Annotated in this window: 13 protein-coding genes; 10 read left to right on the top strand and 3 right to left on the bottom strand. The window is 72.7% G+C overall.

Annotated features, from left to right (window positions below):
• Positions 1–135: 135 nt before the first annotated feature.
• Positions 136–867 (bottom strand): FadR/GntR family transcriptional regulator, encoded by a 732-nt coding sequence (locus DLJ47_RS16850; protein ID WP_088994156.1) that lies wholly within the window; start codon positions 865–867, stop codon positions 136–138.
• 147 nt (positions 868–1014) lie between these two features.
• Here DLJ47_RS16850 and DLJ47_RS16845 point away from each other — a divergent pair, with 147 nt between their 5' ends.
• The 8 genes from DLJ47_RS16845 to DLJ47_RS16810 all read left to right on the top strand — a co-directional run bounded on the left by DLJ47_RS16845 (position 1015) and on the right by DLJ47_RS16810 (position 10313).
• Positions 1015–2637, top strand: a complete 1623-nt coding sequence (locus tag DLJ47_RS16845; protein ID WP_109900931.1) for an ABC transporter substrate-binding protein — start codon at positions 1015–1017, stop codon at positions 2635–2637.
• A 107-nt stretch (positions 2638–2744) separates the two neighbouring features.
• Positions 2745–3701, top strand: a complete 957-nt coding sequence (locus DLJ47_RS16840) for an ABC transporter permease (protein ID WP_088994154.1) — start codon at positions 2745–2747, stop codon at positions 3699–3701.
• Complete coding sequence (locus tag DLJ47_RS16835) at positions 3701–5659, top strand: dipeptide/oligopeptide/nickel ABC transporter permease/ATP-binding protein (protein WP_109900930.1); 1959 nt, start codon at positions 3701–3703, stop codon at positions 5657–5659. The genes DLJ47_RS16840 and DLJ47_RS16835 overlap by 1 nt, the downstream gene beginning before the upstream one ends.
• A complete protein-coding gene (locus DLJ47_RS16830; protein WP_109900929.1) occupies positions 5656–6723 on the top strand; it encodes an oligopeptide/dipeptide ABC transporter ATP-binding protein in 1068 nt (355 codons plus the stop codon). Before DLJ47_RS16835 ends, DLJ47_RS16830 begins: the two co-directional genes overlap by 4 nt.
• The gene (locus tag DLJ47_RS16825; RefSeq protein ID WP_109900928.1) at positions 6720–7658 is read left to right on the top strand and encodes a dihydrodipicolinate synthase family protein; all 939 of its coding nucleotides are present in this window, start codon (positions 6720–6722) and stop codon (positions 7656–7658) included. The genes DLJ47_RS16830 and DLJ47_RS16825 overlap by 4 nt, the downstream gene beginning before the upstream one ends.
• Positions 7659–7660: 2 nt before the next feature.
• A complete protein-coding gene (locus tag DLJ47_RS16820) occupies positions 7661–8599 on the top strand; it encodes an ROK family protein (protein ID WP_109900927.1) in 939 nt (312 codons plus the stop codon).
• Complete coding sequence (locus DLJ47_RS16815; RefSeq protein ID WP_109900926.1) at positions 8596–9276, top strand: N-acetylmannosamine-6-phosphate 2-epimerase; 681 nt, start codon at positions 8596–8598, stop codon at positions 9274–9276. Before DLJ47_RS16820 ends, DLJ47_RS16815 begins: the two co-directional genes overlap by 4 nt.
• A 62-nt stretch (positions 9277–9338) precedes the next feature.
• A complete protein-coding gene (locus DLJ47_RS16810) occupies positions 9339–10313 on the top strand; it encodes an acetylxylan esterase (protein ID WP_109900925.1) in 975 nt (324 codons plus the stop codon).
• Positions 10314–10478: 165 nt separating this feature from the next.
• Here the strand turns inward: DLJ47_RS16810 and DLJ47_RS16805 are convergent, their stop codons facing one another.
• Positions 10479–11216: an alpha/beta hydrolase gene (locus DLJ47_RS16805; protein WP_109900924.1), complete on the bottom strand. Its 738-nt coding sequence runs from the start codon at positions 11214–11216 to the stop codon at positions 10479–10481.
• A 408-nt stretch (positions 11217–11624) separates the two neighbouring features.
• On the opposite strand from DLJ47_RS16805, the gene DLJ47_RS16800 reads away from it, so the two are divergent.
• Together DLJ47_RS16800 and DLJ47_RS16795 are read left to right on the top strand one after the other, a co-directional pair.
• The gene (locus tag DLJ47_RS16800) at positions 11625–13187 is read left to right on the top strand and encodes a family 10 glycosylhydrolase (RefSeq protein WP_233257865.1); all 1563 of its coding nucleotides are present in this window, start codon (positions 11625–11627) and stop codon (positions 13185–13187) included.
• A 61-nt stretch (positions 13188–13248) separates the two neighbouring features.
• The gene (locus DLJ47_RS16795) at positions 13249–14208 is read left to right on the top strand and encodes a TAXI family TRAP transporter solute-binding subunit (protein ID WP_109900922.1); all 960 of its coding nucleotides are present in this window, start codon (positions 13249–13251) and stop codon (positions 14206–14208) included.
• Positions 14209–14236: 28 nt separating this feature from the next.
• Here DLJ47_RS16795 and DLJ47_RS16790 read toward each other — a convergent pair whose 3' ends face one another.
• Entirely contained in the window at positions 14237–15472 is a 1236-nt protein-coding gene (locus DLJ47_RS16790; RefSeq protein ID WP_158289828.1) for a HAMP domain-containing sensor histidine kinase, read from the bottom strand.
• Between the last annotated feature and the right edge of the window lie 154 nt (positions 15473–15626).

Below are 15626 nucleotides of genomic sequence, written 5' to 3'. Positions count from 1 at the left end.
GGCGCCGTCCGTCGCCCTCCGGCGGGGGAGGGCGGCGGACGGGTGGGCGGCTGCTCAGTGTCCCGACAGGGTGCTGAGCGCCAGCGCCCAGCCGTAGCGGCAGACGTTCCCCGCCAGCGAGCTGGTCGTACCCGATCAGGACTGGACGGCGCGTGCCAGGCTGGCGCGGACGGGTGCGTAATGGTCGGCGATGGCCGCCCGCAGGGCCGCCGGGTCGCCGGCGGAGATCGCGTCGACGATCGCCCGGTGCCGCTGGGCGGTGATCACGCGGTCCTCCGGGTCGGTGCGCAGGGTGGGGGCCACTATGGCCTGCACCTGCCAGAACGCCTCGGTGAGCTGGAGGATCAGGTCGTTGCCCAGGGGTTCCATCAGCTTCAGGTGGAACTCCCGGTCGACCTCGAGGAAGTCCTTGTCCTGGGCGGCGAGGTCGGCCATCTGGTCGGCGAGCGCGGCGAGGCCGGCGAGGTGCCCGGCGTCGAGGACGTCGATGATGTCGGCGGCGAGGCCCTGCTCGAGGGTCTGCCGGACGTCCACCACCTGACCCAGCACCCGGTGGTCCTCCTCGCCGCTGAGCAGGCCGCGGAAGGCCAGGCTCTCCACCAGGGCGTTCAGCGACATCCGGCCGACGAAGGTGCCGTGACCGTGCCGCACCTCGACGATGTCGAGCGCGGAGAGGATCTTGACCGCCTCGCGGACGCTGGAGCGGCTGGCGCCCACTGCCTCGCACAGTTCCGTCTCGGTGGGGAGCAGGTCCCCAGGCTTCAGGCGATTGCGCAGGATGTACTCCTTGATCCCGGTCACGACCTCCTGGCGGCGGGGACCCGGGCGCTCCTGCCCGCGTAGCGGGCTCGCGTCAATCGTCGTCATCTGCCCCTTGCCCTTCCTTCACGGATCTGTCACGCTCAGCCTACCGGCATCAGACGTCAGACGTCAGACCCATACCCCATAAACCTCTACCCCCCGCAGCGCCGAGCGGCCACGCGGAGCGCATGCAGAGCCTATGGAGGCATTTACGTGAGCACCACCGGCAAGCCGACGAGGCGACGCCTCGGCCCCGTGCGCCGCGGCCGCGCGCTGACCCTGACCGCGGCCGCGACCACCCTGGCGCTCGGGCTGGCGGCGTGCAGCGGCGGTCCGGCCTCGACGAACGCCGTCGAGGGCGGCACGGGCAAGACGATCGAGGCCACCATGGCCTTCACCCTGTCCAGCGGGTTCGATCCCGCGAACGCCTCCTCGGCGGTCGCGACGGCGGTCAACCAGCACATCTTCGAAGCTCTCGTCGACCTCGACCCGATCACCCGCGAGCCGTACCTGGCGCTGGCCAAGGCCGACCCGGTGGCCAGCGCCGACGGGAAGACGTACACGGTGTCCCTGCGCGACGGCGCCAAGTTTTCCGACGGCTCCCCGGTCACCGCCGAGGACGTCGCCTGGTCCTTCACCCGGGTGCTGAAGCCGGCCGACCCCGCGGCCCCGCCGCTGATGCAGGGGTTCATCCCGTTCATCGAGGCGGTCACCGCGAAGGACGCCACCACCGCCGAGTTCACGCTGAAGTACCCGTTCGCGCTCTTCGCCGAGCGAATCTCGGTCGTCAAGATCGTGCCGAAGGCGAAGACCGGCGACGCGGCCGCCGCGAAGGCCTTCGACACCGCGCCGATCGGCTCCGGACCCTTCAAGATGGACAGCGCGTCCAAGGAGTCCGGCATCAAGCTGAGCAGGAACGACGCCTACAACGGCCCTCGTCCCGCCACCGCTGACGCGATGACCTGGAACACCACCACCGAGGCCGCGGCCCGGGTGTCGGATCTGCAGGGCGGCCGGGTCCAGGCCATCGAGTCGGTGCCGTACCTGAACGTCGACTCGCTCAAGGGCAAGTACACCGTCGACGTGAAGCAGGCCTTCAACCAGGTCTTCCTCATGTTCAACACGCAGGCGGCGCCGTTCAACGACAAGCGGGTGCGCCAGGCCCTGCACTACGCGATCGACAAGGACGCGGTCATCAAGACGGCGCTCAACGGCTACGGCAGCCCGGCGACCAGCTACCTCGACGAGGGCAACAAGGACTACCAGAAGGCCGCCACCGTCTACGACTACAACCTGGACAAGGCCAAGGCCCTGCTCGCCGAAGCCGGCGTCAGCAACCTGTCGATCCAGCTCGACACCACCGACAGCTCGATCGTGAAGGACGTCGCCCCGCTGGTCGTCGAGCAGTGGAAGAAGATCGGCGTCAACGCCAGCCTCAACACCGTGCCGTCCGCGGCGATCTACGGCGACGTCGTCCCGAAGGACACCTTCCGGGTGCTGATGGCCACCGGCGACCCCAGCGTCTTCGGCGTCGACACCGACCTGCTGATGCGCTGGTTCTACTACGGCGAGACCTGGCCGGGTAAGCGCTACCGCTGGAGCGACGCGGACCGCAAGGCCATGGCCGCCCTGCTCGACCAGGCGGCCCAGACCTCCGACGAGGCGGCCCGCAAGGCGCTGTGGAAGCAGGCCCTGGACAAGGTGGCCGACGAGGTTCCGCTCTACCCGATCCTGCACACCAAGGTCGTCACCGCGTACGACCCCGGCAAGCTCACCGGCTTCTCGGGCGCCGCGACCACCGGCCTGTACTTCCTGGGCGCCAGCCGCAACGGCTGAGCCTGCGCTCGGGGGCACCGGACCCCCGTCCACCGCGTCCCGCCCGGCCCGCGTGATCCGTGGGGCCGGGCGGGGCGCCCCGGCGCCCCGCCACGAGAGAGAGAACCATGCTGACCGTCCTGAGCCTGGTCGCGCGACGACTGCTGACCCTGGTCCCGCTGGTGCTGGGCATCACGCTGTTCGTCTTCGTGATCATGCAGTTCTCCCCGATCGACCCCGCGCTGTCCGTCCTCGGTGACCAGGCGACGCCCGCGCAGATCGAGGCGTTCAAGGCCGCCAACGGCCTCAACGACCCGCTGCCGCTGCGCTACCTGCACTTCCTGGGCGACCTGGCCCGCGGCGACCTGGGCATGACCTTCCCGCCGTCGGTGCCGGTGGCCGACAAGATCGCCACCGCCCTGCCGCTGACCATCCAGCTGACCGCCCTGGGTGTGCTCGGCGCCCTGGTCATCGCGCTGGCCCTGGGAATCCTCGCCGCTCTCTACCGGGACCGCTGGCCCGACCAGGTCATCCGGTTCGTCTCCATGGCCGGCATCGCCACGCCGTCGTTCTGGCTGGCCCTGCTGCTCATCCAGGAGCTGGCGGTCCGCCGCCCGATCCTGCCGACCGGTGGCTACGTCAACCCCGCCGACTCGGTCAGCCTCTGGCTGCAGTCGCTCGCCCTGCCCGCGCTCGCGCTCGCCGTGCCGGTCGGGTGCTCGCTCGCCCGGATCGTCCGCACCTCGATGGTCGAGGAGCTGGACAAGGACTACGTCCGCACGGCGGTCGGCGCCGGGCTGCCGCCCCGGGTGGTGATCGGCCGCAACGTGCTGCGCAACGCGCTGGTCAACCCGCTCACCGCGTTGGGCCTGCGGATCGGCTACCTGATCGGCGGCACGGTCGTCATCGAGGCCATCTTCTCGCTGCCCGGCATGGGCACCCAGATCATGAGCGCGGTGCAGCAGAACGACACAGCCCTCGCCCAGGGCACCGTGCTGACGATCGCCCTCGGCTTCGTCCTGGTGAACCTGGTGGTCGACATCCTCTACCTCTTCGCCAACCCTCGACTGCGCGGAGGCCACTGATGCGCCGCACCCTCACCGCCCGGCTCTCCCGCCCCGGCATCGGCTTCACCCGGCTCGGCGTACCGGCCCGGTTCGCGCTCGGCTTCGTCCTGCTCATCGTCCTGGTGGGCCTGCTCGCCCCGCTGCTGATCCGGCACGACCCCGCCCAGGCCGGGCTCGGCGCGGCGACGACCGGCCCGAACGGCGACTTCTGGTTCGGCCTGGACAAGCTCGGGCGGGACGTCTTCTCCCGGCTGGTGGCCGGCACCCGGCGGTCGCTGATCGTCGGCGCCGGCGCCGCCGGCCTCGCCCTGCTGGTCGGCGGGATCCTCGGCGCGCTGGCGGGCAGCAGCCGGACCGCCGTCGACGAGGTGATCATGCGCTGCCTCGACGTCGTCATGGCCTTCCCGGCCATCGTGCTCTCCGCCCTGCTGATCATCTCGTTCGGCAAGAACAGCCTGCTCGTCCTGGTGGTGGCGATCGGTTTCGTGTTCACCCCGTCGGTCGCCCGCATCGTCCGGGCCAACGTGCTGTCGCAGTACCGCGAGGACTATGTGGCGGCCGAACGCATCATCGGCGCCCGCCGCCCGCACATCCTCTGGCGGCACGTGCTGCGCAACTGCGCCGCCCCGGTGCTCGTCTTCGTCACGGTCATGGTCGCCGACGCCATCGTCTTCGAGGCCTCGCTGTCCTTCATCGGCGGCGGGCTGGCCCCACAGGAGGCGGAGTCCTCGTGGGGCTCGGTGATCGCCTTCGGCAAGGAGATGGTGCAGATCGGCGGCTGGTGGGCCACCTTCTTCCCCGGCCTGCTGATCCTGCTGACCGTGCTGGCCCTGAACGTGCTCTCCGAAGGGATCTCCGACGCCTGGGCCGCACCGGCGACCCGCCGCGCCACCACCACGTCGGCCGGTGACCCGCTGGAGCAGCCGCGGCCCGGCACCGGCGAGACCGTGCGCCTGCCCGGTCTCGCGGAGGCGGCGCAGCGGCTGCGCGAGCGGGCCCGCCCCCTCCCGCAGGGCCAGCCTGTGCTCGAGGTCAGGAACCTGTCGATCGGCTTCGACGGACGCCACCAGGGCGTCGACATCGTCGACGACATCTCCTTCGACGTCCGCCCCGGCGAGGTCGTCGGCCTGGTGGGGGAGTCCGGCTCCGGCAAGTCGCTGACCTCGCTCGCCGTGATGGGCCTGCTGCCGCAGGGCGCCCGGGTACGCGGGGAGATCCGCTTCCACGGCACGGACCTGCTGACCCTGACCGCCAAGCGGCGCCGTGCCCTGATGGGGCGGGAGATCGCCATGGTCTACCAGGACGCCCTGTCCGCGTTGAACCCCGCGCTGCGGGTCGGGACGCAACTGGCGCAGATGATCCGCCGCGGCGGCACCCGGTCGGCCGAGGAACTGATGCGGCTGGTGGGCCTGGACCCGCAGCGCACCCTGGCGGCGTACCCGCACGAGCTGTCCGGCGGGCAGCGGCAACGCGTGGTGATCGCGATGGCGCTGTCCCGGGACCCGCGCCTGATCATCGCCGACGAGCCGACCACCGCGCTCGACGTCACCGTCCAGGCGCAGGTGATGGAGCTGCTGCTGCGGCTGCGGGAGCAGCTGGGCTTCGCCCTGATCCTGGTCAGCCACGACCTCGCGCTGGTCAGCGACATCTCCGACCGCGTGGTCGTCATGTACGGCGGGCAGATCGTCGAGACCGGCGTCACCGCCGACGTGATCGAGGCGCCCGCGCACCACTACGCCCGCGGGCTCCTCGGGTCCGTCCTCTCCCTGGAGGCCGGCGCGGAGCGGCTCACCCAGATCCGCGGCGTGGTTCCCTCGCCGGCCGACTTCCCGCGCGGCTGCCGGTTCGCCGACCGCTGTCCCGCGGCGACCCAGGTCTGCCACGACACGGCACCGAGCCTGGCGGGCACCACCGCCCACGGCTACGCCTGCCACCACCCGGCCGTCACCGTCAGCGAGAAGGAGCTGGCCCGATGAGCGCGACAGCCGTCCACCAGCCGATCGTCGAGCTGCGCGATGTGCACGTGGTCCACCGCACCCGCGGCGGCGGCATGTTCAGCCGCGAGCGGGTGTACGCCCTCACCGGGGCGGACCTGACCGTCCGCGCCGGCGAGACCGTCGGCATCGTCGGCGAGTCCGGCTGCGGCAAGTCCACCCTGGCGAAGGTGCTGGTCGGGCTTCAGCGCCCGACCAGCGGCGCGGTCACCTTCGCCGGCAAGGACGTGTGGTCGATGAGCGCCGCCGAACGCCGCCAGCACATCGGCGCCGGCGTCGGCATGATCTTCCAGGACCCGGCCACGTCGCTGAACCGCCGGATGCCGGTACGCGACATCCTGCGCGACCCGCTCGACGTGCACCGCCGGGGCACCCGGGCGCAGCGGGAAGCGCGGGTCGCCGAGCTGATGGCCCTGGTGGGCCTGCCCCGCTCGGTCGCCGACGTCCTGCCGAGCCAGCTCTCCGGCGGGCAACGCCAGCGGGTGTCCATCGCCCGCGCCCTGGAGCCGGGACTGGTCATCGCCGACGAGCCCACCAGCGCCCTCGACGTCTCGGTACGGGCCCAGATCCTCAACCTGCTGCTGGACCTCAAGGACCGGCTCGGGTTGGCCATGGTCCTGGTCTCTCACGACATCCAGACCGTCAAGCGGATCAGCGACCGCGTCGTCACGATGTACCTCGGCCGGATCGTGGAGCAGGCGCCGGCCGCCCTGCTGCCCGAGGGGGCCCAGCACCCGTACACCCGGGCACTGCTGTCGGCCACTCCGGGCCTGCTCTCGCCCATCGACCCCATCCCACTGGTCGGCCCGGTCCCGTCGGCCACCCGACCGCCCAGCGGATGCCCGTTCCGGACCCGCTGCTGGAAGGCCACCGACCGGTGCGCCACCGAGATGCCGCCGGCCGAGCGCAGCGACGCCGAGGGCACGTTCCACGAGTTCCGGTGCTACCACCCGGTCCCAGGCGGGACCAGCAACGCCGAGCTGGTCGAACTCGCCAGCGCGGCAACCGGACGCACCACCCCTCTACCTGCCCAGGAGACAGCGTGACCAGCCCAGCCCCGCGGTTCGCCGGAGTCGTGCCGCCGACCGTCACCCCCCTGACCGAGGAGGGCGAGGTCGACGTCACCTCCCTCGAGCGGCTCGTCGAGCGGCTGCTCGACGCCGGCGTCGACGGCATCTTCGCCCTCGGCAGCTCGGGCGAGACCGTCTTCCTCACCGACCGGCAGCGGGACCGGGCGTTGGAGGTCATCGTGAAGACCGTCGGCGGTGCCGTACCCGTCCTCGCCGGCTGCATCGAACCGACCACCCGCCGGGTCCTCGACCGGGCGGAGGCGTCGACCCGGCTGGGCGCCGACGGGCTGGTCGCGACCGCCCCGTTCTACGCCATCGTCGGCCCGCACGAGATCGAGCGGCACTTCCGGTCGCTCGCCGCCGGGGTGGAGCTTCCCCTGCTCGCGTACGACATCCCGGTCTGCGTGCACAGCAAGCTCTCCACCGACCTGCTGACCCGGCTGGCCGCGGAGGGGATCCTCGCCGGCGTCAAGGACTCCAGCGGCGACGACGTCGCCTTCCGCCAGCTGGCGCTGTCCATCGCCGAACACGCGCCGGACACCGGCTTCAGCCTGCTGACCGGGCACGAGGTGGTGGTCGACGCGATGATGCTGGCCGGCGCCGCCGGCTCGGTACCCGGGCTGGGCAATGTGGACCCGGCCGGCTACGTACGGCTGCACCGGGCCTGCACCGGCGGCGACTGGGCGGCGGCCCGCCGTGAGCAGGACCGCCTGACCCGGCTGTTCCGCATCGTCGACGCCGCCGACCCGGCCACCTCGGCCGGCGCGACCCGGGGGGTCGGCGCGTTCAAGACCGCCCTGAAGCTGCTCGGTGTCATCGCCAGCAACGCGGTGTCGCTGCCGCTGCGCCCGCTCGACGCCGAGGAGTCCGCCCGGGTGCGTACCCAGCTGGAACTGGCGGGGCTGCTCTGACCATGCCCGAGGCACGCAATCCCGCCGAGGCGGTGGCCGCGCTCGACATCGGCGGCACCAAGACGGCGGCGGCCATCGTGACCGGGCGGGGCGAGATCCTCGACCGGGTCACCGCCGCGACCCCGGGCCGGGCCGGCGCGTCCGCCGTGCTGGACACCGCCGCCGGCCTCGTCGAGCAGCTGCGGGCGAGGTCGGCGGGGACGCCGGTCCGGGCGCTCGGGGTCGGCAGCGCCGGGGTGATCGACCACCGGAGCGGCCGGGTGCTCTCGGCCACCGACGTGCTGGCCGGCTGGGCCGGCACCGACCTGCGTGGCACCCTGCGCCGGCGGTTGGGGCTGCCCGTCACGGTCATCAACGACGTGCACGCCCACGCCCTCGGCGAGGCGCGTCACGGCGTCGCGGCCGGGCGCGACACGGTGCTCTACGTCGCCGTCGGCACCGGCGTCGGCGCCTCGTTCGTCGTCGGCGGCACCGTGCTCGCCGGTGCCCACTCGGCGGCCGGGCACGCCGGCCACCAGCCGTCCCCGTACGCCGGGTCGCTGCCCTGCACGTGCGGGGGACAGGGCCACCTGGAGGCGGTCGCCGCCGGTCCCGGCCTCGCCGGCGAGTACGCCCGGCGTACCGGCCGGCCGGTCGACGACCTGCGATCGGTGGCCGCGCGTGCCGGGGACGGCGACGAGACCGCCCGCGACGTGGTCGCGCTGGGCGGAGCCGCCGTCGGCTCGGCGGTCGGCGGGCTGGTCAACCTGCTCGACCCGCACGCCGTCGTGGTCGGCGGCGGCGTCACCGGCCTCGGCGCGCCGTGGTGGCAGGCGCTGCGGGACGCGGTACGGCGGGAGACCCTGCCCAGCCTGGCCGACGTGCCCGTGCTGGCCTCGGCCCTCGGGTCGGACGCCCCGCTGCTCGGCGCCGCCTCGCTCGCCTGGGAGGTCCTCGCGTGAACCCGCTGGTGGAACTGCTGCGTCACCGCCTGGTCGTGTCGTGCCAGGCGTACCCCGGTGAGCCGATGCGCGACCCGGACACCATGCGCCGGGTGGCGCTCGCGGTCGCCCGGGGCGGCGCCGCCGGCATCCGCGCCCAGGGCCTGGCGGACATCGCGGCGATCCGGGACGCGGTTAACCTTCCACTGATCGGGCTCTGGAAGGACGGCGACGACGACGTCTTCATCACCCCCACGCTCGACCACGCGCTGGCCGTCGCCCGCGCCGGCGCGCACGTCGTCGCGCTCGACGGCACCGCCCGGCCACGGCCCGACGGTCGAACCCTCGGCGAGACCGTCGTCGCCGTCAAGGAGCGGACCGGAGCCCTGGTGATGGCCGACTGCTCCACCCTGGAGGAGGGGGTCGCCGCTGCCGCGGCGGGCGCCGACCTGGTCGGCACCACCCTGGCCGGCTACACGCCGTACACCAGCAAGCAGCCCGGCCCGGACCTGGACCTGGTCGCGCGGCTCGCCAGCGCGATCGACGTGCCGGTGGTCGCGGAGGGCCGGATCCACCGCCCGGAGCAGGCCGCGCAGGCGCTGCGGGCCGGCGCCTGGACGGTGGTGGTGGGCACGGCGATCACCCACCCCACCACGATCACCGGCTGGTTCGCCTCGGCCGTCGCCGAGGCCCGGTAGCGGACCGGCCCGCCACCCCACCACGACATCAACCGACGATCCCGCTGACCGGAGGCCACCCGGTGCCCCTGACCGATCTCACCCTCGCCGACTGCTGGGCGTACCGGCCCGACCTGGACGTACCCGCGGACCTGGACGCCTTCTGGGCGCGGACGCTGGGCGCCGACGAACCCAGACCGGCGGCCTACGTGCCCGTCGACACCGGGCTCACCCAGGTCCGCACCTTCGACGTCACCGTGCCCGGCTACGACGGTGAGCCGGTGCGCGGCTGGCTGCACCTTCCCGCGAACGCCGACGGCCCGCTGCCCTGCGTGGTCGAGTACCTCGGCTACGGCCGGGGCCGTGGCCTGCCCCACGAGAAGCTGTTCTGGGTCGCGGCCGGCTACGCGCACCTGATCATGGACAGTCGCGGCCAGGGCTGGAGTGCCGCGTCCGGCGGCACCGCCGACCCGCACCCGTACCCGGCGGGCACCGTGCCCGGCTTCCTCACCCGTGGCATCGCCGACCCGGAGACCTGCTACTACCGCCGGCTGATCGCCGACGCGGTACGGTTCGCCCGCGCCGCCCGGGAGCATCCCGCCGTCGACCCCGACCGGGTCGCCGTCACCGGCATCAGCCAGGGCGGCGGCCTCGCGCTGGCGGTGGCTGCGCTGGATCCGGGCGTGGCGGCGGTCATGCCGGACGTGCCCTTCCTGTGCGACATCCGGCGCGGTGTGCAGGTCGCCGGTCGCGGCCCGTACGGCGAGGTCACCGAATACCTCAAACTGCACCGCGACCGGGGCGAACAGGTGTTCCGCACGCTGTCCTACGTCGACGCCGCAGTGCTCGCGCCCCGGGCGGCCGCGCCCGCGCTCTTCTCCATCGCCATGCTGGACCAGGTCTGCCCGCCCTCGACCTGCTTCGCCGCCTACCACCGCTACGGCGGCGAGAAGGAGCTGCGGGTGTACGAGTTCAACGACCACGAAGGCGGCGAAGCCGCGCACCAGCTCGAACAGCTCGCCTGGCTGAACAAGCTCCTCGGCACGGGAACCCGCTGAATTCCCGGCTGTCCAGGTCCGCTCCCGCAACTCCCGACCGCCCGACCGGTACGAGCCCGTTGTGCAGCTGCCGGCCGCCGCCATCGAGGAGGGCGCGGCCGTCCTCCTCGATGGCGGCATCCACCGGCAGCTCCTATCGTCCGCTGCCGGTCTGACGGCCCGGCCTCACGTCAGGTGCCGGGCGAAGAACCCGTTCCCGTCGTCCCCTTCGAACTGCGGGACGCCGGTGTGCCCGCCCATGTTGGCGTGCAGCGTCTTCTCCGTGGAGCCGAAGGCGTCGAACAGGTCCAGGGCCAGCTGTCGGTCGTTTCCTTCGTCGTCCCACTGCAGCAGGACCAGCAACGGAATGGTGACCTGCCGGGCCTCGTCGAACATGGTGCGGGGCACGAAACTCCCGGCGAACAGTAGGGCGGCCGAGATTCGTGGCTCGACCACCGCCAGCCGGACGCCGATGGCGATCACCCCGCCCGCGTACCCGACCGGGCCGCCGATCTCGGGCAGCGACAGCAGGGCGTCCAGGGCGCCCCGCCATTCCGGGACCGCCTTTTCGACCAGCGGGAGGACGAGCCGGTCGACGATCTCGCTGTCGACCGGCTCGCCGGCCGCCAGCGCCCGGTGCAGGTCGGCGCGGGCCTGCTCGGCGGCGGCGGAACGTGGCCGGTCACCGGCCCCGGGGAGCTCGATGGTGGCCGCGGCGAAGCCCTCCGCCGCGGCGTGCCGGGCCCGAGCCACCAGTCGTGGGTACATCCTGTGCAGTCCGCCGGGGTGGCCGAGCAGGATCAGCGGGGCTGGTGCGGATGCGGATGCGGATGCGGGCGTCCACAGGATGCCGGGGATGTCGCCGAGGGTGAATTCGCGTTCGAGGACGCCGTCGTCGAGGCGCTGTTCGGAAGTGAATCGCATGGTCGTGCCTTTCGGGAGGGCTCGTGATCGGCGCTCCCGGACGACCTATCGCCCGACCGTGACCCCGGAGGGGAGCACCCACGTCGATACGTTCACGGGTACCACCTCCTCGATCTCTCGCACGGCCTCCGGAAGGTAGCAGCGGGCACCGCGGTCCGCCACCGAGTTTCTGCCCACGCTCCGCAAGGCTGCCCGGAACGTGGCGAGGGTCTGGCTGCCCGGGCGCCCCGAGCCGTCGGCCGAACCGCCGGCCCCGCTGGACGAGCGCCGAGGTCATGCTGCGGGTGTCGGCGCTGACGGCGAGATCGCTGACGCCCTTGCCCCCACGGCAGGCCGTAGCTTACCTTCGCATTTACTGCAATCACTTGCAGAAATCCTTCAGCGCACTCCCGCACGTGGAGGCTTCCAGTGACAAAACGAGCACTAGCCGTCCTCACCGCCATCGTCCTGACGCTCAGCATGGCCACCGCCGCGAAGGCCGACCCGGAAGCGGAACCAGCTCAGCAGTGGCGCAGCTACTGGGTCGACGCGTTCAACGAGGGCATCTACACCCCCGCACAGGTCACCCGGCTCGTGCAGGACGCCAAGAAGATCAACGCCAACGCCCTGATCGTCCAGGTCGCCCGCCGCTACGACTGCTTCTGCAACCGGGCGCTCTACCCGCGTACCGACGCGGCGATCGCACCACTGCCGTACGACCCGCTCGACGAGATGATCGCGCAGGGACACGCGGCGGGCCTGGAGGTGCACGCCTGGGTCAACGTCAACACGATGTGGAACTCCGCCACCCCGCACTCCTCGCCCGAGCACGTCTTCAACAAGCACGGCCGGTCCGCCACCGGCGCCGACCGCTGGCTCAACAAGCGCTACGACGGCCAGGAACTCATGGGCAACAACGCCTACATGGACCCGGCCAACCCGGACGCGGTCAACTACATCGTCTCGGCGATCCAGAGCATCGTGCGGGAGTACGACGTCGACGGCATCAACCTCGACTACGTGCGCTACCCGGACTTCAACTCCACCACCACGCACAGCGACTGGGGCTACAGCGATACCTCGCTGGCCCGCTTCCGCGCCGCCACCGGCCGTACCGACACGCCGCTGCCCTCCGACCCGCAGTTCTCGGACTGGCGGCGCACGCAGATGACCAACCTGGTCCGCAAGATCTACCTCGGCATGTGGGAGGTGGATCCGCGGGCGCGCCTGTCGATGGACGGCATCACCTACAGCTACGGGCCGCAGACCATGGGCGGCTGGGAGCAGACCCGGCCCTACGCCGAGGTGCTGCAGGACTGGAAGGGCTGGCTGGCCGAGGGGATCATGGACACGGTCGTGGCCATGAACTACAAGCGCAACTGGATGCCCGACCAGAAGCAGATGTACGACGAGTGGACCGAGGTGCTCGCCGACTGGCAGGGCGACCGGCAGGCGGTGATCGGCCCGGCCCTGTACCTCAACGACATCCCCGACAGCGTCGAGCAGGTTCGCACGGCGCTCGCCCCCACCGCGGCGGGCAACACCGCCGCCGGCTGGAGCGGCTACTCCTACGCCAACCCGACCCGCGCCGGGGTCAACCAGCCGCTGGCCGTCCGTAACGCGGAGCGGGACAAACTGGCCGCGGCCCTGACGACCGGTCCGGACGCCCCGTTCGCCGACAAGCCGGCGGTGCCGGTGATGCCGTGGAAGGCGACCCCCGCCGAGGGGCACGTCTCGGGCCGCGTCGCGCTGCGCACCGGCGCGCCACTGGACCAGGCCACCGTCACCCTGCGGCCGCTGACCACCGGCGGTGCGCCGATCACCCGGGCCACCGACGGCGACGGCTGGTTCGGCTTCGTGCACCTGCGTCCGGGGACCTACCTGGTGCAGGTCGACCTGCCCAACCGCGTCGTCGGCCAGCCGATCGCGGTCGCCCAGGTACACGCCGGGGCGATCTCCACGGTGGACCTGACCCACCTCAGCCAGTTGTAGCCGACCCGGGGTCCCGCCCGTCCGGCGATCGGACGGGCGGGACCCTCCGTATCATCTCGGCATGGCGCTCGACCCGGCGGTGCGGTTCAGCCGGCGGGCGGTGCTCCTGGCCGCCGGCGGGCTGCTCGCCGGTTGTTCCCGGCAGCCCGAGGTCGACCCGGTCCACCTGCGACTGGCCACCGGGCCGGCGGGGGCGGTGTACCGACGCATCGGCGGCGCGATCGCCGCACACATCTCCGAACAGGTACCGGGTGCCACGGTGACCACCGTGCCGAGCGGGGCGTCCACCGACAACATCCGGATGCTGCGGGCCGGCGCCGTGCACCTCGGGCTGACCAGCCTGGACGCGCTGATCACGGCCGACGGCAGCGCCCCCGCGGGACTCTCGGCGATCTGCCGGCTCTACGACAGCCACCTGCACCTCGTGGTGCTGGCCGCCTCCGCGATCGACGAGTTCGGGGACCTCGCGGGCCGGCGGATATCCCTCGGTGCCCGCGACTCGGGCACCGAGTTCACCTCACTGCGGGTGCTGGAACTCGGCCGGGTGCGGGCCGACGGCCGGTACCTCAGCCAGGCCGAATCGGCGGCCGCCCTGCGCGCCGGCCGGATCGACGCGATGTTCTCCCTGACCGGCGTCCCGACGCCCGCCATCACCGAGCTGGCCCAGCGGCACCCGATCCGGCTGATCCCGCTGGACGCGCAGGCCGGCGCCCTCTTCACCGCGTACCCCGGTCCGTACGCTCCGGCCAGGATCCCCGCGACGGCCTACGCCGGCGTCCCGGCCACCCGGACCGTCGCGGTGCCGAACGTGCTCCTGGTGCGCAACGACCTGCCCGACGACCTGGTCTACGCCATCACCGACACGATCTTCACGCACACCCGGACGATCACCTCCGCCAGCCGCGACGACGCCGAGGCCGTTCCCGAGGCGTGGCAGATCAACGTGCGTACCGGAATCTCCACCGGGTCGGTCCCGCTGCATCCCGGCGCTGCCGCCTGGTTCCGCGACCGCAAGCGCTGACCCCGGGGACGGTCCGGCGGGGGAGTCCTCAGACCGGCGACGCGGCGTCGGCCGCCGCCTCCCGCGCGGCGACCGGCAGCGCGACCACCGCGGCGAATCCGTGCCCGGACCCGTCCGGACGCGGCAGGCCGTCCTCCAGTCGCAGCTCGCCCCCGGCCGCCCCGACCAGGTCGGCGCAGATCGCCAGTCCCAGGCCGGTCCCGGACACGTTCTGGTGCCGCGGCGACCGCCAGAACCGCCCCAGCGCCTGAGCCCGCTCGGCGACGTCGATCCCCTGGCCGTCGTCGCGGACCGCGATCGTGACCAGCCCACCGGCCCGGGCGGCGTCGCCGGGTGCGGCGTCCGGAGCAGCAGGGGAGAGCCGGGCGGTCACCTGCACCGTCTGCGAGCCCGACAGCCGCAACGCGTTGCTGATCAGCTCGTCCAGGACGCTGCCCAGCCCGCCCGGCGGCTCCAGCAACCGCAGCCCGGGCGGCACCTCGACCACCAGGGTCTGCCCCGCGGCCGCGGTCAACGCCCGCCACCGGTTCACCCGGGTCGCCAGCACCGCGTCGAGGTCGACCGGCGACGCCGTCCGGATGCTCTCCATCCGCGCGCTGGCCTGCAGCGAGTTCAACATCCGCCGCATCGCCTTCAGCTCGTCGACGGCGACGTCGTACAACTGCCGCCCGTCGCCGGCCGGGCGCAGATGCGGTTCCAGGCTCTCCACCGCCAGCCGAAGGCTGGTCAGCGGATTGCGCAACTGGTGCGACGCGTCGGACACGAACGCCCGCTGCCGCTGCACGGCGTTCTCCACCGCGTCCATCATGGTGTTGAACGACCCGGCCAGCCGCCGCAGCTCGACCGGGCCGGCCTCGGCGTCGGCCCGGATGGTGAGGTCGCCCCGCGAGATCCGCGCGCTCGCCGCGTCCAACTCCCGCACCGGCCGCAGCACCCACGCGGACACCGGCCAGGCGACGGCCACCAGCGCGATCAACGGCAGCAGCCCGAGCGCGGCGAGCTGGACCCACCGCACGAGGATGTGACCGCGCGTCTGCGACAGGTCGGAGATCGTCACGACGGCGCCGACGACCTCGCTGTCCCGGCCCACCGGCTCCGCCACCACCAGGGCGGAGTCGTCCCACGGCGCCCATTCCCCGGACGGCTCGGACCTCGCCCCGGCCAGCGCCGCGGTGACGATCCGGGGCACCGCCGGCTCGGCCCGCGCCGCCTCCTGGTACGCGCCGGCCGGCCCGAGCAGCACCGTGCCCGAGGTGTCGATCACCGCGGCCGGGATGCCGTAGAGCTGGTGTTGACGATCTCCCCGTCCTAGAGGACGGGGATTCCCTCCGCGCTGCGCGCGGAACACGCTGCGCCTGGGTGGATTACCGCTTCGTTGCGCGCTGCCGGCACTCGTGCCGGTCTTATGTGCGCTCCAC

Source organism: Micromonospora sp. S4605, assembly GCF_003176715.1.
Taxonomy (GTDB): Bacteria; Actinomycetota; Actinomycetes; order Mycobacteriales; family Micromonosporaceae; genus Micromonospora; species Micromonospora echinaurantiaca.
This window is presented reverse-complemented; position numbering and strand designations above follow the sequence as displayed.

Excerpts from the sequence above, each read along its gene's own strand:
- DLJ47_RS16850 (WP_088994156.1), bottom strand. The coding sequence starts at position 867 with ATGACGACGATTGACGCGAGCCCGCTACGCGGGCAGGAGCGCCCGGGT.
- DLJ47_RS16840 (WP_088994154.1), top strand. The coding sequence starts at position 2,745 with ATGCTGACCGTCCTGAGCCTGGTCGCGCGACGACTGCTGACCCTGGTC.
- DLJ47_RS16835 (WP_109900930.1), top strand. The coding sequence starts at position 3,701 with ATGCGCCGCACCCTCACCGCCCGGCTCTCCCGCCCCGGCATCGGCTTC.
- DLJ47_RS16830 (WP_109900929.1), top strand. The coding sequence starts at position 5,656 with ATGAGCGCGACAGCCGTCCACCAGCCGATCGTCGAGCTGCGCGATGTG.
- DLJ47_RS16820 (WP_109900927.1), top strand. The coding sequence starts at position 7,661 with ATGCCCGAGGCACGCAATCCCGCCGAGGCGGTGGCCGCGCTCGACATC.
- DLJ47_RS16805 (WP_109900924.1), bottom strand. The coding sequence starts at position 11,216 with ATGCGATTCACTTCCGAACAGCGCCTCGACGACGGCGTCCTCGAACGC.
- DLJ47_RS16795 (WP_109900922.1), top strand. The coding sequence starts at position 13,249 with ATGGCGCTCGACCCGGCGGTGCGGTTCAGCCGGCGGGCGGTGCTCCTG.